This is a genomic window from Burkholderia mayonis, from assembly GCF_001523745.2.
Lineage (GTDB): Bacteria > Pseudomonadota > Gammaproteobacteria > Burkholderiales > Burkholderiaceae > Burkholderia > Burkholderia mayonis.
The window spans coordinates 1,624,671-1,640,819 of sequence record NZ_CP013386.1 but is presented as its reverse complement, the minus strand read 5'-3'; the positions used below and the strand labels follow the sequence as shown (position 1 = coordinate 1,640,819).

At 69.5% G+C, this 16,149-nt stretch carries 11 protein-coding genes; 7 read left to right on the top strand and 4 right to left on the bottom strand.

All coding sequences use genetic code 11. From position 1 onward, the window contains the following. Positions 1-32: 32 nt before the first annotated feature. From pncA to WS70_RS08170, 3 genes are all read right to left on the bottom strand, one after another. Positions 33-659, bottom strand: coding sequence for a bifunctional nicotinamidase/pyrazinamidase (pncA, locus tag WS70_RS08185; protein WP_059471266.1), 627 nt, complete (start codon positions 657-659; stop codon positions 33-35). Positions 660-694: 35 nt separating this feature from the next. Beyond that, on the bottom strand, positions 695-2,779 hold the full coding sequence (locus WS70_RS08180; protein ID WP_059471265.1) for a 3-hydroxyacyl-CoA dehydrogenase NAD-binding domain-containing protein: 2,085 nt from the start codon (positions 2,777-2,779) through the stop codon (positions 695-697). A gap of 199 nt (positions 2,780-2,978) precedes the next feature. Continuing rightward, positions 2,979-4,619: a 3-(methylthio)propionyl-CoA ligase gene (locus WS70_RS08170; RefSeq protein WP_059597096.1), complete on the bottom strand. Its 1,641-nt coding sequence runs from the start codon at positions 4,617-4,619 to the stop codon at positions 2,979-2,981. Positions 4,620-4,746: 127 nt separating this feature from the next. Between WS70_RS08170 and WS70_RS08165 the strand changes: the two genes are divergently transcribed. From WS70_RS08165 to WS70_RS08145, 5 genes are all read left to right on the top strand, one after another. Next, positions 4,747-6,312, top strand: a complete 1,566-nt coding sequence (locus tag WS70_RS08165) for a protein adenylyltransferase SelO (RefSeq protein WP_059597097.1) — start codon at positions 4,747-4,749, stop codon at positions 6,310-6,312. A 76-nt stretch (positions 6,313-6,388) separates the two neighbouring features. Continuing rightward, a complete protein-coding gene (gene msrB, locus WS70_RS08160) occupies positions 6,389-6,820 on the top strand; it encodes a peptide-methionine (R)-S-oxide reductase MsrB (protein WP_059471262.1) in 432 nt (143 codons plus the stop codon). Positions 6,821-6,917: 97 nt separating this feature from the next. Beyond that, complete coding sequence (locus WS70_RS08155) at positions 6,918-7,448, top strand: septation protein A (RefSeq protein WP_059471261.1); 531 nt, start codon at positions 6,918-6,920, stop codon at positions 7,446-7,448. Between the two features lie 2 nt (positions 7,449-7,450). Continuing rightward, positions 7,451-7,765 (top strand): BolA family protein, encoded by a 315-nt coding sequence (locus WS70_RS08150; protein WP_059471260.1) that lies wholly within the window; start codon positions 7,451-7,453, stop codon positions 7,763-7,765. Positions 7,766-7,789: 24 nt separating this feature from the next. Next, positions 7,790-8,569 (top strand): peptidylprolyl isomerase, encoded by a 780-nt coding sequence (locus tag WS70_RS08145; RefSeq protein WP_059471259.1) that lies wholly within the window; start codon positions 7,790-7,792, stop codon positions 8,567-8,569. A gap of 260 nt (positions 8,570-8,829) precedes the next feature. On the opposite strand, the gene purL is transcribed toward WS70_RS08145, so the two are convergent. Next, positions 8,830-12,927, bottom strand: coding sequence for a phosphoribosylformylglycinamidine synthase (gene purL, locus WS70_RS08140; RefSeq protein WP_059471258.1), 4,098 nt, complete (start codon positions 12,925-12,927; stop codon positions 8,830-8,832). A gap of 253 nt (positions 12,928-13,180) precedes the next feature. Here purL and WS70_RS08130 point away from each other — a divergent pair, with 253 nt between their 5' ends. Continuing rightward, positions 13,181-14,485, top strand: coding sequence for an FAD-dependent oxidoreductase (locus WS70_RS08130; protein WP_059597098.1), 1,305 nt, complete (start codon positions 13,181-13,183; stop codon positions 14,483-14,485). A gap of 44 nt (positions 14,486-14,529) precedes the next feature. Beyond that, complete coding sequence (locus WS70_RS08125) at positions 14,530-16,125, top strand: NAD(P)H-hydrate dehydratase (RefSeq protein WP_059471256.1); 1,596 nt, start codon at positions 14,530-14,532, stop codon at positions 16,123-16,125. Positions 16,126-16,149: the final 24 nt, after the last annotated feature.

The following is a 16,149-nucleotide window of genomic DNA, read 5'->3' as shown; positions in this document are numbered from 1 at the left end:
TGTCGATGCGATGAAATGGGTAACGGCGGCGTCTACGGATTGACGTCGGCGGACTGCACGCGGGCGACGCCCGCCGCCGCGAGCGACGTCCACGCGCGTGCGAGCGAGCCGTCGAGATCGATCGCGCGGGACGCGTCTTCGATCACGGCGGCCTCGAAGCCCGCCGCGCGCGCGTCGAGCGCGGACCACGCGACGCAATAGTCGGTCGCGAGCCCGCAGCACCACACGCGCTTCACGCCAAGCTCGCGCAGGCAGCCGGCGAGACCCGTCGGCGTCTTCCGATCGGCTTCGACGAACGCCGAGTAGCTGTCGACGGAGGCGTCATGTCCCTTGCGGATCACGAGCCGCGCATGCGGGATGTCGAGATCGCGATGCAGCGCGGCGCCTTCCGTGCCTTGCACGCAGTGCACGGGCCACAGCACCTGCTCGCCGTACGGCAGCGCGATCGTCGAGAACGGCGCGCGGCCCGGATGGTTCGCCGCGAACGACACATGGCCGCGCGGATGCCAATCCTGTGTCAGCACGACCTGATCGAAGCGCGCGGCGAGGCGGTTGATCGCCGGCACGACTTCGTCGCCGTGCGCGACGGCAAGCGCGCCGCCCGGCATGAAATCGTTCTGCACGTCGATCACGAGAAGGACATCGTCGGTGCGCTGCATCGTGGTGCTCCGTCAATGGGCGACGCCGCCGCACGTCACGAGTTGAATCCGCGTCCGCTCGCAGCGAGCTCGACGATCGACGGCGCGATCTGCCACGCGTCGCCGTTCGCGCGCTCCGCGTAGCCGCGCATCGCGCGCTCGACGTTGTAGAGGCCGACCGTGTCGGCGTACAGCATCGGGCCGCCGCGCCAGAGCGGAAAACCGTAGCCCGTCAGGTAGACCATGTCGATGTCGGACGCCTTCGACGCGATCTTCTCTTCGAGGATCTTCGCGCCTTCGTTGACGAGCGCGTAGACGAGCCGCTCGACGATCTCGGCGTCGCCGATCTTGCGCCGCTCGACGCCGCGCTCCTTCGAATACGCGGCGACCATCTCGTCGACGAGCTTCGACGGCTGCGCCTTCCGCTCGCCCGGCACGTAGTCGTACCAGCCCGCGCCCGTCTTCTGGCCGAAGCGGCCCTGCTCGCACAGGCGATCGGCGATCTTCGAGTAATGCAGATCCGGTTGCTCGACGTAGCGGCGCTTGCGGATCGCCCAGCCGATGTCGTTGCCGGCCAGGTCGCTCATCCGGAACGGCCCCATCGCGAAGCCGAATTTCTCGATCGCGCGGTCGACCTGCGCGGGCAGCGCGCCTTCCTCGAGCATGAAGAGCGCCTGGCGGATGTACTGCTCGACCATCCGGTTGCCGATGAAGCCGTCGCACACGCCCGACACCACCGCGGTCTTCCGGATCTTCTTCGCGATCTGCATCACGGTCGCGAGCACGTCCTTCGCGGTTGCTTCGCCGCGCACCACTTCGAGCAGCTTCATCACGTTCGCCGGGCTGAAGAAGTGCATGCCGACGACGTCCTGCGGCCGCTTCGTGAACGCGGCGATCTTGTTGACGTCGAGCGTCGACGTGTTCGACGCGAGGATCGCGCCCGGCTTCGCGACCGCGTCGAGCCGCTCGAACACCTGCGCCTTCACGGCGAGCTCCTCGAACACCGCTTCGATCACGAGATCGGCATCCTTCAGGTCGTCGTACGCGAGCGTCGGCTTGATGAGCGCCATCCGCGCGTCGAGCTTCTCCTGCGTGAGCTTGCCCTTCTTCACCTGCGCATCGTAATTCTTGCGGATCGTCGCGAGCCCGCGGTCGAGCGCGTCCTGCTTCGTCTCGAGCAGCGTGACGGGCAGCCCCGCGTTCAGGAAGTTCATCGCGATCCCGCCGCCCATCGTGCCCGCGCCAATCACGGCCACCGACTTGATGTCGCGCACCGGCGTGCCGGCCGGCACGTCGGGAATCTTGCTCGCCGCGCGCTCTCCGAAGAACGCATGGCGCAGCGCGCGGCTCTCCGGCGTCTGCACGAGCGCGATGAAACAATCGCGCTCGAACGCGAGGCCCTTGTCGAAACCTTGCAGCACGCCCGCCTCGATCGCGTCGATGCACTTGTGCGGCGCCGGATAGTGCTGCGCGAGCGCCTTCACGCTGTTGCGCGCGAACTGGATGAAGCCCGCCGCGTTCTCGTGGACGATCTCGCGGTCGCGCACGCGCGGATGCGGGCCGCTCGCCGCACCGACCTTGCGCGCGAACGCGACGGCCGCGTCGAGCAGATCGCCCTCGACGAGTTCGTCGAAGAGCCCGCTCTTCGCGAGTTGCTCGGACGGCACGGGGGCGCCCGACACGATCATGTTGAGCGCGGTCTCGAGGCCCACCGCGCGCGGCAGGCGCTGCGTGCCGCCCGCGCCCGGCAGGATGCCGAGCTTCACTTCGGGCAGCGCGATCTGCGCGCCGGGCGACGCGATCCGGTAGTGCGCGCCGAGCGCGAGCTCGAGGCCGCCGCCCATCGCGACGCTGTGGATCGCGACGACGACGGGCTTGCCGCTCGCCTCGACCGCGTCGATCACGGTGTGCAGCGTCGGCTCCTGCAGCGCCTTCGGCGTGTTGAATTCGGTGATGTCCGCGCCGCCCGAGAACGCGCGGCCCGCGCCCGTGAGCACGATCGCCGCAACCGACGGGTCGCGCCGCGCGCGTTCGAGCCCTTCCATGATGCCGAGCCGCGTCGACAGACCCAGCCCGTTGACGGGCGGATTGTTGAGCGTGATGACGGCGACGCCGTCGCGAGTCGTGTAGTCCACTGCCATCTGCCTGCCTCCATGCGTATGCGCGGCCGGTGCGGCGGCGCCAGCTTTGATACGGTCATTGTCCGCCAACGGCCGAAAGGCCGCGCGGTCGATGCGCCGTTTTCTGAGAAACAGAGGCAGGATACAACAAAAAAGAACGATCGTTCAATTTAGTGGCGGCCCGCGCGGCGATGCACGCGCGGGCCCGTTTCGCGGACGCTCAGGCGCCGACGGCCGTCGGCAGCACGTGGCCCCGGAACTGCTCGCGCAGCTTGAGCTTCTGCAGCTTGCCCGTCGCCGTGTGCGGCAGCGCGTCGACGAACGCGACGTCGTCCGGAATCCACCATTTCGCGACCTTGCCCTCGTAGAACGCGAGCAGCGCGTCGCGCGTCACGTCCATTCCGGCGCGCCTGACGACGACGAGGAGCGGCCGTTCGGTCCACTTCGGATGCGCGCACGCGATACACGCGGCCTCGGCGACGGCCGGATGCGCGACCGCGACGTTCTCGATGTCGATCGAGCTGATCCACTCGCCCCCCGACTTGATCACGTCCTTGCTGCGGTCGGTGATCTGCAGGAAGCCGTCGGCGTCGATCGTCGCGACGTCGCCCGTCGGAAACCAGCCGTCGACGAGCGGCGACCCGTCGATGCCGAAATAGCGATCGATCACCCACGGGCCGCGCACCTGCAGGTCGCCGAATGCGACGCCGTCCCACGGCAGCTCGCGGCCGTCCTCGCCGACGATCCGCATGTCGATCCCGTAGATCACCCGGCCCTGTTTCCCGAGGAGCCGCCGCTGCTCATCGACGGGCCGCTGCGACTGCGCCCAGTTGAGCTTCGACAGCGTGCCGAGCGGCGACAGCTCCGTCATCCCCCACGCGTGGATCACGCGCACGTCGTAGACGTCCTCGAACGTCGTCAGCATCGACGGCGGACACGCGGAACCGCCGATCACCGTGCGATTGAGCGTCGAGAAGCGCACGCCGGCCTCGCGCATGTAGTTGAGGAGGCCGAGCCAGACGGTCGGCACGCCCGCCGAGAACGTCACGCGCTCGGCTTGCATCAATTCGTACAGCGACTTGCCGTCCAGATCCTTGCCCGGCAGCACGAGCTTGCTGCCGGTCAGCGCCGCCGTGTACGGCAGGCCCCATGCGTTGACGTGGAACATCGGCACGACGGGCAGCGCCGCGTCGAGCGACGACAGCCCCATCGCGTCGGGCAGCGCCGCGCCGTACGCGTGCAGCACCGTCGAGCGATGCGAATAGAGCGCCCCCTTCGGATGGCCGGTCGTGCCCGACGTGTAGCAGAGCGACGACGCCTGCCGCTCGTCGAGGAGCGGCCATGCGTAATCGCCGTGTTCCGCGCCGACGAGCGTTTCGTAGCAGAGATACGGCGTCGCGCCCTTCGGCAGGTGCGCGTCGTCCGTCATCGCGATCCAGCCTTTCACGTTCGGGCATTGCGGCGCGAGCTGGTCGACGAGCGGCGCGAAGGTCAGGTCGAAGAGCACGTAGCGGTCTTCGGCGTGATTGACGATGTACGCGATCTGCTCGGGAAAAAGGCGCGGATTGATCGTGTGGCAGACGGCGCCCATCCCGCTGATTCCGTAATACGCCTCGACGTGCCGGTAGCCGTTCCATGCGAGCGTTCCAATCCGGTCGCCGCCGCCCACGCCCAGGCGGATCAGCGCCTGCGCGAGCCGTTTGGAACGCATTTCGCAATCGCGATAGGTATAGCGGTGAATGTCGCCCTCGACGCGCCGCGATACGATCTCGACGTCGCCCGCATGCCGCGCCGCATGCGCGATCAGCGACGACACGAGAAGCGGCATATCCATCATCTGGCCCAGCAACGGCTTACCCATCGTCTTCCTTCTCCCTGAAGTATTTTTCCGATACGGTCTGCTGCGAACGGCTCGACGGCGCGCGGACGGCTTCAAGCGCCCCGCGCGGCGCGGACTTACAATATCGGCTAACTTACAGATCAGCAATATGTCGTTTTCCAGAAGCGAGGCCGCACCGGCCGCTCCTCTTCCCGATCTCGCCGCGACGCTCGCCGCGCCGCGCGACGATGCGTTCCTGCAACTCGGCGCCGCGTTCCTGACGCGGCTGCCCGCCGCGCCCCTGCCCGCGCCATACGTCGTCGGCTTCTCCGGCGAAGCGGCGCGGATGCTCGGGCTCGATCCCGCGCTGCGCGACGCGCCCGGCTTCGCCGAGCTGTTCTGCGGCAATCCGACTCGCGACTGGCAGCCGGCGTCGCTGCCGTACGCATCGGTCTACTCGGGCCATCAGTTCGGCGTGTGGGCGGGCCAGCTCGGCGACGGACGCGCGCTCACGATCGGCGAGATCGAGCACGGCGGCGGCCGCTACGAGCTGCAGTTGAAGGGCGCGGGCCGCACGCCGTATTCGCGGATGGGCGACGGCCGCGCGGTGCTGCGCTCGTCGGTTCGCGAGTTCCTGTGCTCGGAGGCGATGCATCATCTCGGCATCCCGACGACGCGCGCGCTCACCGTGATCGGCTCCGATCAGCCGGTGATCCGCGAGGAAATCGAAACCTCGGCGGTCGTCACGCGCGTCGCGAAGAGCTTCGTGCGCTTCGGCCATTTCGAGCACTTCTTCGCGAACGACCGGCCCGATCTGCTGCGCGCGCTCGCCGATCACGTGATCGACCGTTTCTATCCGTCGTGCCGCGACGCCGACGATCCCTATCTCGCGCTCCTCGCGGAAGCGACGCGGCGCACCGCGGAGCTCGTCGCGCAATGGCAGGCGGTCGGCTTCTGCCACGGCGTGATGAACACCGACAACATGTCGATCCTCGGCGTGACGATCGACTACGGCCCGTTCGGCTTCCTCGACGCGTTCGACGCAAAGCACATCTGCAATCACTCGGACACGCACGGCCGCTACGCATACCGGATGCAGCCGCGCATCGCGCACTGGAACTGCTTCTGTCTCGCGCAGGCGCTCTTGCCGCTCTTCGGCCTCCATCGCGACGCGCCGAACGAAGACGCGCGCGCCGAGCGCGCGGTCGAGGACGCGCACGCGGTGCTCGGACGCTTTCCCGAGCAGTTCGGCCCCGCGCTCGAACGCGCGATGCGCGCGAAGCTCGGCCTCGAGCTCGAACGCGACGGCGATGCGGCGCTCGCGAACCAGTTGCTCGAGATCATGGACGCGAGCCATGCCGATTTCACGCTGACGTTCCGCCACCTCGCGCGCGTGTCGAAGCACGACGCGCGCGGCGATGCGCCGGCGCGCGATCTCTTCATCGATCGCGACGCGTTCGATCGCTGGGCGAACCTCTACCGCGCGCGCTTGTCGGACGAAGCGCGCGACGACGCGACGCGCGCAGCCGCGATGGACCGCGCGAATCCGAAATACGTGCTGCGCAACCATCTCGCGGAAACGGCGATCCGCCGCGCGAAGGAGAAGGACTTTTCCGAAATCGAGCGCCTCGCGGCCGTGCTGCGGCGCCCGTTCGACGAGCAGCCGGAATATGACGCCTACGCGGCGTTGCCGCCCGACTGGGCGAGCGCGCTCGAGGTGAGCTGCTCGTCGTGACGCCGCGCCGCGGGCCGCGCGACGTTGCGCGGCCGCCCCGCGGGCGTTCCGCATGAATCCATCAGGAGAATAGAAGATGTCAGGAGATCGAGACGACCGGCGTTATCCGTATCAGGAGGACGACGCCGAGCTGCGCGGCCGGCTTTCGCCGCTGCAATACGAAGTCACGCAGCATGCGGCGACCGAGCGGCCGTTTACGGGCGAGTACACGGACACCGAGGACGCAGGGATCTACCACTGCATCGTCTGCGGCACCGCGCTCTTCGAATCCGGCGCGAAATACCACTCGGGCTGCGGCTGGCCCAGCTACTTCAAGCCGATCGACGGCGAGGTCATCGACGAGAAGATCGACTACACGCACGGGATGACGCGCGTCGAAGTGCGCTGCAACCATTGCGGCGCGCATCTCGGCCACGTGTTCGAGGACGGCCCGCGCGACAAAACCGGATTGCGGTACTGCATCAACTCGGCTGCGTTAAACTTCGAGGCTAAACCCGAGCGGAAGTGAGCCTGCGCCGGCCCCGAAAGCCGGCCGGCGCGCGCGCCGCGACGGGCGTCCCTACAACGGTGGCGGGTCACGCGCCCGCCACGCAGCCGCGAGCACCATGAAATTTCTGTTCGATCTGTTCCCGATCATCCTGTTCTTCGCCGCCTTCAAGGTGTGGGGCATCTTCACGGCGACCGCTGTCGCGATCGCCGCCACCCTCACCCAGGTGGCCTGGGTCGCCTTCCGGCACCGGAAAGTCGACACGATGCTGTGGGTGAGTCTCGGCGTGATCGTCGTGTTCGGCGGCGCGACGCTCGTGCTGCATGACGAGAAGTTCATCCAATGGAAGCCGACCGTCCTCTACTGGCTGTTCGCGGCCGGCCTCGTCGCCGCGCGCTATGCGTTCGGCAAGAACCTGATCGAGAAGATGATGGGCAAGCAGCTCACGCTGCCCGATCCGGTCTGGGACAAGCTGAACCTCGCGTGGGCCGCGTTCTTCGCGGCGCTCGGCGTGACGAACCTGTACGTCGTGCGCAACTTCAGCGAATCGCAATGGGTCAACTTCAAGCTGTTCGGCACGACGGGCGCGATCGTCGTCTTCGTCATCCTGCAAAGCCTCTGGCTCGCGAAATACCTGAAGGAGGAGTGACGATGGGCGAGACCATCCTGCACGCCGCACCGGCCGAGCGCATCGCGCTCATCGAGACGCGTCTTTCCGCCGCGCTCGCCCCCGAATCACTCGACGTGCGCGACGACAGCGCGCAGCACGCGGGACACGCAGGCGCCGTCGCGGGCGGCCACTATACGGTCACGATCGTGTCGGCCGCGTTCGCCGGCAAGACCCGCGTCGCGCGGCATCGGCTGGTGTATGATGCGCTCGCCGATGCCATGCAGCGCGGCATTCACGCGCTCGCGATCGTTGCGTATACGCCAGAAGAATATCTAGAGTCTTCACGTTCTCAATAAGTCCGTCTCATTAGGAACTTCCCGATGATCCTGAAATCTCCCCGTCTGTGGGCCGCGGCAGCCGCTCTCGCAGCCGCTCCGGCTTTCGCCCAGAACATCGCCGTCGTAAACGGCACGCCGATTCCGAAGTCGCGCGCCGACGCGATGATCGCGCAACTCGTTCAGCAAGGTCAGCAGGACACGCCGCAGCTCGAGCAGGCGGTGCGCCAGGAACTCGTCAACCGCGAAATCCTGATGCAGGAAGCGATCAAGCGCGGGATTCCGAATCGTCCGGACGTAAAGGCGCAGATCGTCGTCGCGCAGCAGACCGCCGTGCTGCGCGCGCTGATCGAGGATTTCCTGAAGAAGAACCAGCCGAGCGACGCCGAGCTGAAGGCGCGCTACGACGACCTCGTGAAGAGCGCGGCGGGCCGCGAGTATCACCTGCACCACATCCTCGTCGACAACGAGCAGCAGGCGAAGGACCTGATCGCGAAGATCAAGGGCGGCGCGAAGTTCGAGGATCTCGCGAAGCAATTCTCGAAGGACCCGGGCTCGGCGAAGAACGGCGGCGATCTCGACTGGTCCGATCCGAAGGCATACGTGCCGGAATTCGCAGCGGCCGCGCAGCAGCTGCAGAAAGGCCAGATGACGGATGCGCCGGTGAAGACGCAGTTCGGCTGGCACATCATCCGCGTCGACGACATCCGCAGCATCACGCCGCCGCCGTTCGAGCAGGTCAAGCAGCAGATCGCGCAGCAGATGGTCCAGCAGAAGCTGCAGGCGTTCGAGGAAGGCCTGCGTCAGCAAGCGAAGGTCCAGTAACGATCGCCGCTTCGACACCGCATATTGCACGCGGCCGAACGTCGTAAAAAAAGCCGCTCCAAAATTGGAGCGGCTTTTTTGCATGCGGCGCAGACGAAACGTCGGTGTCGCGGCATCGCCGAATCGCCTTCGCATTCACGAGGCTCGCGCGGCGGACCGGCCGGTCGCACGAGCAGCAGAGTGCGCCTCGGCCGCACCCTTGCGGCAGCCGACCGCCCGACCGGCGCCGCGAAGAACGATGCCCCGTCTAGCGCCTGCGCTCAGCCGAGCCAGCGGCGCGCGTTGCGGAACACGCGCAGCCAGGGGCTCGCCTCGCCCCAGCCTTCCGGATGCCAGCTCATCGTCACCGTGCGATGGACACGCTCCATGTGCGGCATCAGCACCGTGAAGCGGCCATCCGCCGTCGTCACCGACGTGATGCCGGCGGGCGAGCCGTTCGGGTTGAACGGATAGCGCTCGGTCGCGTTGCCGCGGTGGTCGACGAAGCGCATCGCGACCGCGACGCTGCTTGCATCGCCCTGCTGCGAGAAGTCCGCATAGCCTTCGCCGTGCGCGACCGCCACCGGAATCCGCGAGCCTTCCATGCCGGCGAAGAAGATCGACGGCGAGCGCTGCACTTCGACGAACGACAGGCGCGCCTCGAACTGCTCGGACTTGTTGCGCGTGAACTTCGGCCACGCTTCGGCGCCCGGGATCATCGACGCGAGGCTCGACATCATCTGGCAGCCGTTGCAGATGCCGAGCGCGAACGTGTCGGGCCGCGCGAAGAACGCGGCGAACATCTCGGCCAGCTGATCGTTGAAGCGGATCGTCTTCGCCCAGCCTTCGCCCGCGCCCAGCACGTCGCCGTACGAGAACCCGCCGCACGCGACCGCCCCCGCGAAATCGGCGAGCGACGCACGGCCCGCGAGCAAGTCGCTCATGTGGACGTCGTGCGTGTCGAAGCCCGCGCGATCGAACGCGTAGGCGGTCTCCAGATGCGAGTTCACGCCCTGCTCGCGCAGAATCGCGACGCGCGGCCGCGCGCCCGTCGCGACGCTCGGAAAGGCGCCCCCTTGCGAGATGAACGGCGCGGCGACGTCTTCCGCCGGATCGAACGACAGCACGGGCGACAGGCCCGGGTCTTCCGCGTCGAGGATCGCGTCGTATTCGGCGTCCGCGCAGGCCGGGTTGTCGCGCAGCCGCGCGATCCGCCAGCTCACTTCGGCCCACGCGCGCTGCAGCTCGACGCGCGGCGCTTCGTAGACCTTCTTCGCATCGCGGTACACCTCGATCGCGTCGGTCTCGTTGACCGCGCCGATCACGTGCGAGCACGCGGACAGGCCATGCTCGCGCAGCACGCCGAGCACCGCGTCGCGGTCTTCCGCGCGCACCTGGACGACCGCGCCGAGCTCTTCCGAGAAGAGCGCGCGAATCGTCCGGTCTTCGCGGCGGCCGCTCGTCTGCTTCGCCCAGTCCTTCGCATCGCCGTAATCGGATTCGTGCTGCGCATCGAGCGTCAGCATGTCGACGTTCAGCGACACGCCCGCGTGCCCCGCGAACGCCATTTCGCAGACGGTCGCCCACAGGCCGCCGTCCGAGCGGTCGTGGTACGCGAGCAGCTTGCCTGCGCCGTTCAGCGACTGGATCGCCGCGAAGAAGCGCTTCAGGTCTTCCGGATCGTCGACGTCGGGCGCCGCGTCGCCGACCTGCTGCGTGACCTGCGCGAGAATGCTGCCGCCCAGGCGATTCTTGCCGCGGCCGAGGTCGATCGCGATCAGCACGCTCGCGCCGACGTCGGCGATGCGGCGCAGCTCCGGCGTCAGATGCCGGCGCACGTCCTCGACGGGCGCGAACGCCGAGATGATCAGCGACACCGGCGCGACGACTTCCTTCGCAACGCCATCCTCGTCCCACTTCGTCTTCATCGACAGCGAATCCTTGCCGACCGGGATGCCGATGCCGAGCGCGGGGCACAGCTCCATGCCGATCGCCTTCACGGTGTCGAAGAGCTTCGCGTCCTCGCCTTCGGTGCCGCACGCGGCCATCCAGTTCGCGGACAGCTTCAGCTTGTCGAGCGACGCGATCGGCGCGGCCGCGATGTTGGTGATCGCCTCGCCGACCGCCATCCGGCCCGACGCGGGCGCGTCGATCACCGCGAGCGGCGTGCGCTCGGCCATCGTCATCGCCTCGCCCGCGAAGCCCGCGTAGTCGAGCGCGGTGACCGCGCAGTCGGCGACGGGCACCTGCCACGGGCCGACCATCTGGTCGCGCACCGACGTGCCGCCGACCGTGCGGTCGCCGATCGTGATGAGGAACGACTTGCTCGCGACGGTCGGGTGCTTGAGCACGTCGCGCGCGACGTCGGCGAGCGACACGCCCGTCACGTCGACGCTCGCACGCGCGGCCGCGACGCGCTTCACGTCGCGGTGCATCCGCGGCGGCTTGCCGAGCAGCACCTCCATCGGCATGTCGACCGGATAGGCTTCGACGCCCGTCGCCTGATCGTCGACGAGCTGCAGTCGGCGCTCGTCCGTCGCGACGCCGACCACCGAGAACGGGCAGCGCTCGCGCGCGCAGATCGCCTCGAAGCGCGGCAGCTCGGCCGGCGCGATCGCCAGCACGTAGCGCTCCTGCGCCTCGTTCGACCAGATCTCGCGCGGCGACAGGCCCGACTCCTCGAGCGCGACCTTGCGCAGCTCGAAGCGCGCGCCCTTGCCTGCGCCGTCGACGATCTCGGGGAACGCGTTGGACAAGCCGCCCGCGCCGACGTCGTGGATGCTGAGGATCGGGTTCGCGTCGCCGAGCTGCCAGCAGCTGTTGATCACTTCCTGCGCGCGCCGCTCGATTTCCGGATTGCCGCGCTGGACCGAGTCGAAATCGAGTTCGGCCGTGTTCGCGCCCGTCGCCATCGAGCTCGCCGCGCCGCCGCCCATGCCGATCCGCATGCCGGGGCCGCCGATCTGGATGAGGAGCGAGCCGGCCGGCACGTCGTGCTTGTGCGTGTGCGCGTCGGAGATGTTGCCGATGCCGCCCGCGATCATGATCGGCTTGTGATAGCCGCGCACCTGGCCGCCGACGTTCTGCTCGTAGACGCGGAAGTAGCCGCCGAGGTTCGGGCGGCCGAATTCGTTGTTGAACGCGGCGCCGCCGAGCGGGCCGTCGATCATGATCGAGAGCGGCGACGCGATCCGGTCCGGGCGGCCGTACGGGCCATGCGGCGCGTCGGCATTGCGCTCGCCGACGGGCTGCGCGGCGTCGCGCGCGTTTTCCCACGGCTGGCGCGCGTCGGGCAAATCGAGGTTCGACACCGTGAAGCCCGCGAGGCCCGCCTTCGGCCGCGCGCCGCGGCCCGTCGCGCCTTCGTCGCGGATCTCGCCGCCCGCGCCGGTCGCCGCGCCCGGGAACGGCGAGATCGCCGTCGGGTGGTTGTGCGTCTCGACCTTCATCAGCGTGTGCGTGAGCTCGGTGTGGCGACCATAGCGCTCGGCGGGCTCGCCCGAGCCGTTCGCGCCGCGCGGGAACCAGCGTTCGGCCAGCGCGCCCCGCATGATCGACGAGTTGTCCGAATACGCGACGATCGTGCCTTGCGGGCTCATCTTCTCGGTGTTGCGGATCATCGCGAAGAGCGACATGTCCTGCGCCTGCCCGTCGATCGTCCACTGCGCGTTGAAGATCTTGTGGCGGCAGTGCTCGCTGTTCGCCTGCGCGAACATCATCAGCTCGACGTCGGTCGGGTTGCGCTCGAGCTTCTTGAATGCGTCGACGAGGTAGTCGATCTCGTCGTCGGCGAGCGCGAGGCCGAGCTCGACGTTCGCGCGCCCGAGCGCGCCGCGGCCCTGCGCGAGCACGTCGACCGTCGCGAGCGGCTTCGCCGGCAGCTCGTCGAACAGATGGCGCGCATCGTCGCGCGAGCCGACGACGCTTTCCGTCATCCGGTCGTGCAGCGCCGCCGCGACCGCCGCGCGCGCGTCGGCCGACAGCGCCTTCTTCGCGCCGACGCCCAGAATGCCGGCCTTGAGCGTCACCGTGAACTCGATTCCGCGCTCGATCCGCCGCACGCGCGACAGCCCGCAGTGCTGCGCGATGTCGGTCGCCTTGCTCGCCCACGGCGACACGGTGCCGAAGCGCGGCAGCACGACGAACGTGTCGGTCGCGCCCTTCTCGGCGGCGGGCTCGAACGGCGCGCCGTAGTGCATCAGCGCGTCGATGCGCGCGTTGTCGTCCGCGGCGAGCGGCTCATGCGCATTGACGAAATGCAGATACTGGCCGCGGACCGCGACGATGTCGCCGTCGATTTGCCGGAGCGCATCGAGCAGGCGGGTTTGACGGAAATCGGAAAGCGCCGAAGCACCGGGAAAACACGAGAAGTGAGCCATGGGCTGGACTGACGTCGATGAGTCGCGCAAGCTGGCGACGTGGGGCGTAAGGAAGGCCGTAATTATACCCGGAAGTCGCCCGCCGAACGGCCGCCCGCATGCGCCCGCCCGCATGCATCGAGCCGCGCCGCGCGCACCCGCACCGGCCGGCGCGCGTCATTTGGCGCTATCATGCGCGCTTCACCAGGCCGGGCACGGCCTGCCACGCGGATCTTCAATCGGGCCGGATGCGGCGCCTGTCATCGAATCGAACATGGATGTAATCGTCATCGGCGGAGGCATGGCCGGCATCGCCACCGCCTACCAGTTGCGCGCGGCCGGCCATCGCGTGTGCGTCGTCGAACGCCACGCGACGGTCGCGCAGGGCGCGAGCTACGGCCAGGGCGGCGCCCTGCTGCCGACGCCGCTCGACGTGTGGTTCGGCCCGACCTTCATGCGCGAGCGGCGCGCGCAGAAGAGCGGCATCGTCTACAGGCCGGGCTTCAACGGCGCGCTGCGGCGCTTCACGCGCCGCCTCGACGCGTTGCGCGAGCCCGCCGCGTTCGCCGCGCAGTACGCGAAGCTGCGGCCGCTCGTCGAACTGTCGCGCGATGCGATCGCCGACGTCGAAGCCCGCTTCGGCCTTGAATTCGAGCAGAAGAGCGGCGTGCTGCACGTCGTGCGCGAGCAAGCCGAATGGGACGACGCACAGCCCGCGCTCGACCTGATGCGCGACCTCGGCCTGCCTTACGAGACGCTCACGCCCGCCGCATGCGCGGCGCTCGAGCCGTCGATGCCGACCGAGCCCGCGTTCGCGGGTGGCGTGCTGTTCGCGCAGGAACGCACGGCGAACTGCCCGCTCTTCGTGAAGCTCGTCAAGCAGGTGCTCGACGAGCGCGACGTGCAGTTCCGGCTCGGCCGCGCGGTCGCCGCGATCCGCACCGACGCGAAGCGCGCGGCCGTCGAGCTCGCGCCCGACCCGGCCGACCCGCGCGCGGCGAAATCGAAGGAAGTCGACGTGGTCTCGGCCGACGCGATCGTCGTCGCGGCGGGCACCGAGAGCCTCGCGCTCGTCGAGCGGCTCGGCGTGCACGCGCCGCTGCATCCGGTGCGCGTCCACACGCTGACGGCGCCCCTCGCGTACGAGGAGCACGCGCCGCATCTGAGCATCGTCGATTCGGTCAAGCGGATCACGATCACGCGGCTCGGCCAGCGGCTGCGGATCGGCGGCGGCGCGGTGCTGCAAAGCGCGAAGGACATCGCGCGGCCGCTGCCTGAGCCGCTGTCGGAAGCGGCGCTCGCGCTCCTCGGCCAGGCGACGCACGACTGGCTGCCCGGCACCGCGAAGATCTCCGCCGCGCGCGCGTGGCAAGGCGCGAAGCTCCTGTCGCCGGACGGTCTGCCGGTCGTCGGGCCGACGGCCGATCCGCGGATTTTCGTCAACTTCGGCCACGGCCCGGCGGGCTGGGGCCTCGCGTTCGGGTCTGCTAAAGTGGTGGCGGATTACGTCGGCGGCGGCGCGCAGCGCGTGCCCGCCGACACGCTCGCCGCGCTGCGCGCGGAGCGCTTTGCCACCTGACGCCACCCGGCTGCACGCGGGCGGCGCGTGATCGCGAGCCGCCCATGATCGTCACTACCGATTCTCCCCTGCTTCACTCGTCCGATCCGTTCGACGCGCCGCCGATTCACGCGAGCGAGCCGCTCCTGACCGTCGCCGAGCTGCGCGGCGTCGAAACCGGGGCCGCCGCAGCGCTACCGCCGCACACGCTGATGGACCGCGCGGGCAAGTCCGCCGCGCAATGGCTCGCCACGCGGCTCGTCAGCGACCCGCGGCCCGTCTGGTTCGCGGTCGGCCCCGGCAACAACGGCGGCGACGCGCTCGTCGCCGCGGCCGAGCTGCGGCGGCTCGGCTTCGCGGCCGACGTCTGGATGCCGATCGAAGCGAAGCCCGACGACGCGCGCTGGGCGCTCGAACGCGCGCGCGCGGCGAACGTGCCGATCGACGACGCGGCGCCCGGATCGTTCGACGGCTACGGCTGGCTCGTCGACGGCCTGTTCGGCATCGGCCTCGCGCGGCCGCTCGACGGCGCGTTCGCGGCGATCGCACAGCGGATGGCGGCGCGCGCGCGGCACACGGGCCGCGTGCTCGCGCTCGACGTGCCGAGCGGCCTCGACAGCGACACCGGCGTGCACGTCGGCGCGGGGCCCGCTGTCGCGGCGACCGACACGCTGTCGTTCATCGCCGCGAAGCCCGGCCTCTACACCGGCGACGGGCGCGATCTCGCTGGCGAGATTCACGTCGCGCCCCTCGATCTCGACGCGCTCGCCGCGCCCGCGATCCGGCTGAACGCCCCCGACCTCTTCGGCGCGCGCCTGCCCGAACGCGCGTTCGCCTCGCACAAGGGCACGTACGGCAGCGTCGCGATCGTCGGCGGCGACACCGGCATGTGCGGCGCGCCGATCCTCGCCGCGCGCGCGGCGCTCTTCGCGGGCGCGGGCAAGGTCCACGTCGGCTTCGTCGGCGCGGGCGCGCCGCCGTACGATCCGCCATATCCGGAGCTGATGCTGCATCCCGCCGACGCGCTGCCGGCCGCCGCGCTCACCGCGCTCGCGATCGGTTGCGGGCTGGGCGCGAGCGAGCGCGCCGCGCGCACGCTCGCGGCGCTGCTGCCGCTCGATGCGCCGAAGCTGATCGACGCCGACGCCCTGAACCTGATCGCGAAGACGCCCGAGCTCGCCGATGCGCTCGCCGCGCGCGGCCGCGCGGGCGACGCCGCGGTCCTCACGCCACATCCGCTCGAAGCCGCGCGCCTCCTCGCGACCGATGCGGCCGACGTCCAGCGCGACCGCGTCGCGGCCGCCCGCGCGCTCGCCGCACGCTTCTCGGCGGTCGTCGTGCTGAAGGGGTCCGGCACCGTGATCGCCGCGCCCGACGGCCGCGTCGCGATCAACCCGACCGGTAACGCGGCGCTCGCCACCGGCGGCACGGGCGACGTGCTGGGCGGCCTGATCGGCGCGTTCCTCGCGCAGCGGATGCCGCGCTTCGAAGCCGCGCTCGCGGGCGTCTACCTGCACGGGCTCGCCGCCGAGCGGCTGTGCGCGGCGGGCGCGGGCCCGGCGGGCACGGCCGCGGGCGAGCTCGCGGCCGTGGTGCGCGTGCTGATCAATCGGCTGTTTTATACGCGGCCCGCCACGCCGGGCCAAGCGCCGCTATACTGATCGTCCCGCCGTAGGCGGGCTCCT